Genomic DNA, 6,000 nt, shown 5'->3' on the forward strand with positions numbered 1-6,000 from the left:
ACTCTTAAATGAAAAATGGGCGCCTATTCTTTTTTGAAATAACACCAAAATTTAGACACTATATTAAGTTAAGCAGCTATGAAGGATTGAACTCGGTATTGTACCGAGCTCAATCCTTTTAATTTCTCTTTTATACGTTTGTGATTATAGTATTCAATATACAGTTCAAGTTCACGCTTATTACTCAACATTATGGCCCTTTAATGGAGGTAGGCGCATTCATTATTAAAGAAATGCGCCCGATTGTGGAAGATCTTTTTCTATTGAATAGTATCGTTGTACTCCGTAGCTGGAAAGTTGTTCTTATAAAAGATAAGCGTCCTACAGATTAAAAAGAGATAGTGGGTTAATCCTTTACATCTTCCTTGCATTATTTCACTAACTAGCTGCCATTACGCGATGTTTCCTTTATTTTCTGGTCCAAGCCTATTACAATTTTCAAATTGAGGCTTTGAATTCCTTTATTTTTTGCATTAAACCCTAATAAATTTTTCAGAGGTAACTAATTATTATGTCGTTTGTTAACTTCAATCGTAATGAACTCCGGCAAATAGCTAGGCGTACATCCTTTTGCTACTATTTCATCTTTGTAAAGACCCGTTTTCTCACCAAGTTTAATACAACGTGCACGATTCTTTTCATCATAAACGCCTATCCAACCTGCGGTGAAATTCATAGCCCATTGAACTTCCGGTTCTTCCTGAGTAATATTAGCTTCTAATGCAGATAGCAAGTCTGCGGTGTTATCAGACGGTATTTGTCCAGTCCATCTCAATCGCCCTTGATAATACCAGAAAGCTCGCCTTTGAAGAGCAGAAGGACTATTTTTCCATGACTCCATCAATGCAATCTTCTTCCGGTCTTTGGTGAGCTGATTAGCCATTAACCAATCCATTAAGTTATTTCGCTCATCAAAAGTGTGAGTCTGCATATCCTTATCAAGCTTATTTAGCACATCATATGAAAGAAGTTTTTTGTCCATAATTAAGATTGCTAATAGTCTGGGCAAAAACTCTTCGGTTGACCAAAGTTCCATAGCTAGTTCGTGATCTTTTTTAATGTCCTTTGCGATTTTTCGTAAGTCGCCTAGCTTAGTTTTACTATTGATCTGAGGTAGAATGTTTTCTGCTTTTGAAGAGCGTTTTATTTCTGTATCTTTTTTCTCATCCATTTTATACAGCTCCTTTATTAAAGCACTGTTTCATAATATGTCCTTGACGGGATATATCAAGAACTTAATTTCGTTATAAGTCTTATTGCAGTGGTGTGCCTCCAAAGTTTATCTTTTTTTATATGGTAGCATATATCGTATTAAAAGCTTTCTCCACCTATAATAGAAGATCAACCATCTTTAATATAATAATATCAATTACTTCCTTTTAATTGGAGACGAAAAGAGCATTCCTTTTTAAAGAAACGCCCCCGTTAGCCACCCATGAAGCACCAAAATCAGCACTTCACCACAGAAAATGAAAGATGATTAAGTTCTTTCATGGGAGTTTAATAAGAACAGCGACGCTTCTTCAACAATCGCGCCCGATAAATGAATAATGGTTCGCTTCTATTAGCTGATTTGTGGAATTCCAAAGGGGTTTCTATTGACGGTTTAGTTCAGCTAATTTTTTCTGGTACTATAACTCTGCGTTTAACTCCATGTTATTCTTTTCCACTAAACTCTAAAATATTTAAACCCTCGGATGCTTCTGGTGCTTCAAAAAATTTAGTAACTTGAATAAACGTCGCTTCCGTGTCAAAAGCTGCTCTTTCGGGTTGTTCGTTACGCCTTTGTGCAATTTGACGTAAGCACTGCTTGTTATTTAAATTAAGGAAAATTAGTTGATGGTTTCCATTGACCTCTGACGCTATATCCAAAAACCACTTTCGCTGTTTTTGAGTGTTACCTGGAAAATCCATCACTACATCCGTACCAACACTTAATATGTTTTGGACATGCTTTTTCACCATCGGCTTGAGCTGCGCTGAAAATTTTAGATAGTCCTCAAATGATGTGATCTGATTGGGATAAAGAGATGAAAGCCATTCATCCTCAGATAACAATACCGCATGTTTTTCTATAGCCAATTGTTTTGATTTAGTTGATTTTCCTGCTCCCATTTTTCCACAGAAAAAGTATAGAGTCCCCAATTGTTTCATATTTTTTTCCTCCGGGCTTATTTTATTGGTTGTTACCCCACCTTGTAAAACTATAATTTACAACCTACAACCTAGGTTATTAGTAATAGTAACTGTCTTTTTTTAGTATGATTATTCAGTTTCAAATATTCAATATCTAAATCGTCTTTTAATTTTAATTTAATTTTTTTATGTTTTAGGAAAGCTGTGCCGTTAGTTCAATAACTTCAACAAAAAACCTTCAATCCTTTTTAAGCAACAAGAAAAAACGAATTCTAAAATCAAAATCCGTTCTTCGTAATTTCTTAAACTAACTCTAACACAATGTTTGAAGTATATGTGACAACACATTGGCGCTGATGTGTTTAATTATAATAGCTAAGTTCCTATTTAGTTGAAGCAGAAGGCGTTATGACGTAATCAAAAGCGTTCCATCGTTAGATCAGTATTTACTGAAACCGCAGCTTTATTACCTTTAGCAGCTGAAATCATTAAAGAGGATGGTTTAGATCTTTCGGCTTCCCCTGCAATATATATGTTTTTTTGGGTTGTTCTACCAACACCATCTGTTATAACTTTTCCATTTTCATGAATTTCACAGCCAAGCTTCTCAGCAAATTGATTTGGGCGATAATAAGATGGGGCAACAAATCCACCCGATCTTATAATTGTTGCTCCTGTTTCAAACTCTATTTTTTGTAAGCAACCGTCATTACCTATTAAGTCTTTTATCTTTTCCGATATAATTTTGATATTGTGTTTTTGTAACTCCATTTTACCTTCTTTAGATAATTGAACTCCATTCGTTAAGACGACCAAATCCTGCGACCAATTATAAATTAACTTAGTCAAATGCAGTACATGCTCTTCTTTTTCTGCAATAACCACTAATGGCTTATCTTTTTTCTCCCAGCCATCACAATACGGACAACTAAATAGACTTTTCCCATAAAACTTTCTTATACTTGGTATCGTAAATATTTCTTGAATACCGGTGGCGAGTATTATTTTTTCTGAAACAAATTCCTGACTAGTAGATGTTTTGACAGTAAATCGCTCATTACCTATATCCTTAATAATTTCAGTAACTGTTGCAGTAAAATATGATACGGACGGGTAATTCTCCAACTCGTTTAACGCTATTTCTTTAAACGCTTGTGGTTTTATCCCATCACGAGTAATAAATCCATGTGACGCTTGTGTCACTCTATTCCTATTCGTTCTATCGTCAAATAATGCAATGTTTCTCCTAGCCCTTCCCAAAGTTAAGCTAGCACTTAACCCAGAAGGACCTCCACCTATAATGATACAATCAAGGACATTCATTTTTTTACCTCCGTATTGATTTGGTTTTATTTTGAATTGTTATTTGCATAAGAGAACTACATTATTTCCCACATCATGGATTTCCATTCTTTACACACTAATATTGGTTTTCTTGTTTTTATAACGAAGAATTTTTGTTATTCCACTATCTTGCTCCGTTAGTTTAAGTACTTTTCTTCACAATCTCTACGTCCAATTTAATTCTTGTATTTTATTCAATTAAATGGCCCTTTAATGAAAAAAGCACTTTCCTTATTCTAGGAAAGCGCCCGATTGTGGAAGATAGTTTTTCAACTATATCCCCATTAATTGAAGTAGAAGAACTATAAAAAATGCAGGTATACAGCTTAATAAATTGTCTCTATATACAGGTTTTTATTCAGTTAACATACTCTGAAAAATCTCGGAAAGTCCTATCGTAGCTATCTTTATATTGCTTTACATAAAAAGCTATATAAACAATAGTCCTCGTAAAAAGGCACGTACTTTGATTTAACAACATTCGTGCCTTTTTGGTGTGTTTCCAAACTTTCATTTGGGAACTTTATTTCGCTTAACGTTGTAAATCCGCATAAATCTAACGGGACCCCGTAAAGAAATAAGTTTCATGCTTATTGGAAAGTAACCTTATTGTAGTGGTAGTAGAAATATAAAAAGTCCCCAAACCGTCATTGGTAAATTATTTAATTTTTTTGGGGTAGGGCATGACGTGATAGTAAGGCGCCGAAACGGTTGTTTCCGGCACCAGGAAAAAATTACGGGATGGCGAACGTGGGGGAATTTATTTTTTAGGATACATAATGTTCTCTCATTCATTCATTTATTTATTTGCATGTGTAACGAATTGTGTGTGGACCTGGTACAGGAAATCCATGCCGCAGTATGCATACCGTAATCTTTAAAAAACGTTTCGACTGGTTTTGAATAGACGCCTGTCGCTTCAAATTCACATTGACGATAGCCGTCATAAATTGCAATGGTACTTTTCCCTTTACTTATATCTAACGCAATCACATGTTTCATTTTAACCTTCGCCTTATTACAGATTATAGGAGCCTTAACAATACCTTATCGATTCCCCTTTCTTATACACAATTTCTTTGGACCCAACATACTAAACTGATTCATATAAGGGCGTGAAGTTAGCCAGTTTTATATACGGACTCACAAATGGTCCCAGCGGCTGGTCGGCTTTACTTCACTTCTACTATAAAAAAATAGTAGCACAAACCATGCCTTGGTTTGTACTACTAATGTTAGTATGTTTTTTATATACATAAGTTATTGTAATGCTAAACTCGTAGTAAATTCAAAACGATTTTCCTCTTTTAAATGATTAGCATAGCCAACAATATTAATATTCGCTATCCTTTCTTCGGATTCTGTAAATTCTTTATAGAAAGTAGGTGAAAAGGAGACCGACAGCTCCACACTTTCGCCGGGCTTAATATTTAGTTGATTGCCTGCCGCAAGCACTCTAAACGGATTAGTTGTTTCTCCATGCTCTTCAGGATCATTGATAAAGCCAAATAACACACTATTTTGGACAATTGTGTAATAACTGTTATTATTTAGTTTAATTATATATTCTATCCTAGTAATTGGATTAATGTTTTTTGAAATTAATTCAAATGTAATATCATCCATAATGCCAGATTCAGTCTGATCAAATTTAGGGATGCATCCTGATAATAAAAGTAACAAAATTACTGTTAAGACAAATAAATTCTTCCTCATTTTCTCCCCCCTCGTATAATTAAAAAACCTTCTTCTTTTACTTATACACCGTTAGTTAAATTTAATCTTTAATTACTTCAACCTCTTTTATCGCATTTGTAAATTCCGTTGCGTTTTTAGTAATTGTATGCCCCTCTACAAGTGACATTTCATATTCTCCATTTGATAAAGATGTATAATTCAAATCTTTTTTGTTCTTATCAAAATAAATAGTGTACTTATTTTTATCTACTGTATTTAATTCCCAACTGGCTCCTATGCCTAATACAACACTGGCTGATATTCTCTCTGCATAATACCCTTCTTTATCTTCGATTAGTTCTGCGACAAAAAATACATCCTCTTTCGACTGTACTACTAATAACTCTTCCCCTCGTTTTGTTAAAATCAAATCAATATTCCCTTTAATATCTTCCTTTTCAATAAAAGAATCCAAGGCTTCTTCTTTAGAAGAGAAATGTTGGACCTCTTTTCCAGAACAAGCTGATATTAAAAAAACTGCCAAGACCATCGAAATCAAGCCAAACTTCTTAATGATAATCACCACCCCAACCTAATAATTGGATAAAAATAAACGATTCTCAACCTATATTTTACCACAAGAATATTTTATCCTTCTTCAACTATTCTGCACCGTTAGTTCAATAATGAAAAAAGAACTGGATATGCAACTCAATGATTTTTAATTAATGCACTCTTCTAGTTGAAGAAGGATTTTCTAATTAAAAAGCTTCTTTAACTGACCATCCTATATACTCACCTTTATATTTTTTTGAATATAAAGACATAAGTTCAGTTTGATAA

At 34.0% G+C, this 6,000-nt stretch carries 6 protein-coding genes and 1 pseudogene; all 7 read right to left on the reverse strand.

The window, feature by feature from the left end; translation table 11 throughout:
- Positions 1 to 68: 68 nt before the first annotated feature.
- A pseudogene (locus ACIQZG_RS22990) lies at positions 69 to 179 on the reverse strand (IS3 family transposase); the annotation flags it as partial.
- 323 nt (positions 180 to 502) lie between these two features.
- On the reverse strand, positions 503 to 1,171 hold the full coding sequence (locus ACIQZG_RS22995) for a DNA alkylation repair protein (protein WP_402758249.1): 669 nt from the start codon (positions 1,169 to 1,171) through the stop codon (positions 503 to 505).
- A 485-nt stretch (positions 1,172 to 1,656) separates the two neighbouring features.
- The gene (locus ACIQZG_RS23000; protein WP_402758251.1) at positions 1,657 to 2,154 is read right to left on the reverse strand and encodes a P-loop nucleotide/nucleoside kinase family protein; all 498 of its coding nucleotides are present in this window, start codon (positions 2,152 to 2,154) and stop codon (positions 1,657 to 1,659) included.
- 399 nt (positions 2,155 to 2,553) lie between these two features.
- On the reverse strand, positions 2,554 to 3,459 hold the full coding sequence (locus tag ACIQZG_RS23005) for an NAD(P)/FAD-dependent oxidoreductase (RefSeq protein ID WP_402758253.1): 906 nt from the start codon (positions 3,457 to 3,459) through the stop codon (positions 2,554 to 2,556).
- Positions 3,460 to 4,275: 816 nt separating this feature from the next.
- The gene (locus tag ACIQZG_RS23010; RefSeq protein WP_402758255.1) at positions 4,276 to 4,482 is read right to left on the reverse strand and encodes a hypothetical protein; all 207 of its coding nucleotides are present in this window, start codon (positions 4,480 to 4,482) and stop codon (positions 4,276 to 4,278) included.
- A 258-nt stretch (positions 4,483 to 4,740) separates the two neighbouring features.
- The gene (locus ACIQZG_RS23015; RefSeq protein ID WP_402758257.1) at positions 4,741 to 5,196 is read right to left on the reverse strand and encodes a hypothetical protein; all 456 of its coding nucleotides are present in this window, start codon (positions 5,194 to 5,196) and stop codon (positions 4,741 to 4,743) included.
- Between the two features lie 61 nt (positions 5,197 to 5,257).
- Positions 5,258 to 5,707 carry a hypothetical protein gene (locus tag ACIQZG_RS23020; RefSeq protein ID WP_402758258.1) on the reverse strand — a complete coding sequence of 150 codons (450 nt, stop codon included), beginning with the start codon at positions 5,705 to 5,707 and terminating at the stop codon, positions 5,258 to 5,260.
- Positions 5,708 to 6,000: the final 293 nt, after the last annotated feature.

The organism is Lysinibacillus sp. NPDC096418 (assembly GCF_044762775.1).
GTDB lineage: Bacteria > Bacillota > Bacilli > Bacillales_A > Planococcaceae > Lysinibacillus.

Coding starts and splice junctions, on each gene's coding strand:
- ACIQZG_RS23020 (WP_402758258.1), bottom strand. CDS start 5,707: ATGGTCTTGGCAGTTTTTTTAATATCAGCTTGTTCTGGAAAAGAGGTC.
- ACIQZG_RS23005 (WP_402758253.1), bottom strand. CDS start 3,459: ATGAATGTCCTTGATTGTATCATTATAGGTGGAGGTCCTTCTGGGTTA.
- ACIQZG_RS22995 (WP_402758249.1), bottom strand. CDS start 1,171: ATGGATGAGAAAAAAGATACAGAAATAAAACGCTCTTCAAAAGCAGAA.
- ACIQZG_RS23015 (WP_402758257.1), bottom strand. CDS start 5,196: ATGAGGAAGAATTTATTTGTCTTAACAGTAATTTTGTTACTTTTATTA.
- ACIQZG_RS23010 (WP_402758255.1), bottom strand. CDS start 4,482: ATGAAACATGTGATTGCGTTAGATATAAGTAAAGGGAAAAGTACCATT.
- ACIQZG_RS23000 (WP_402758251.1), bottom strand. CDS start 2,154: ATGAAACAATTGGGGACTCTATACTTTTTCTGTGGAAAAATGGGAGCA.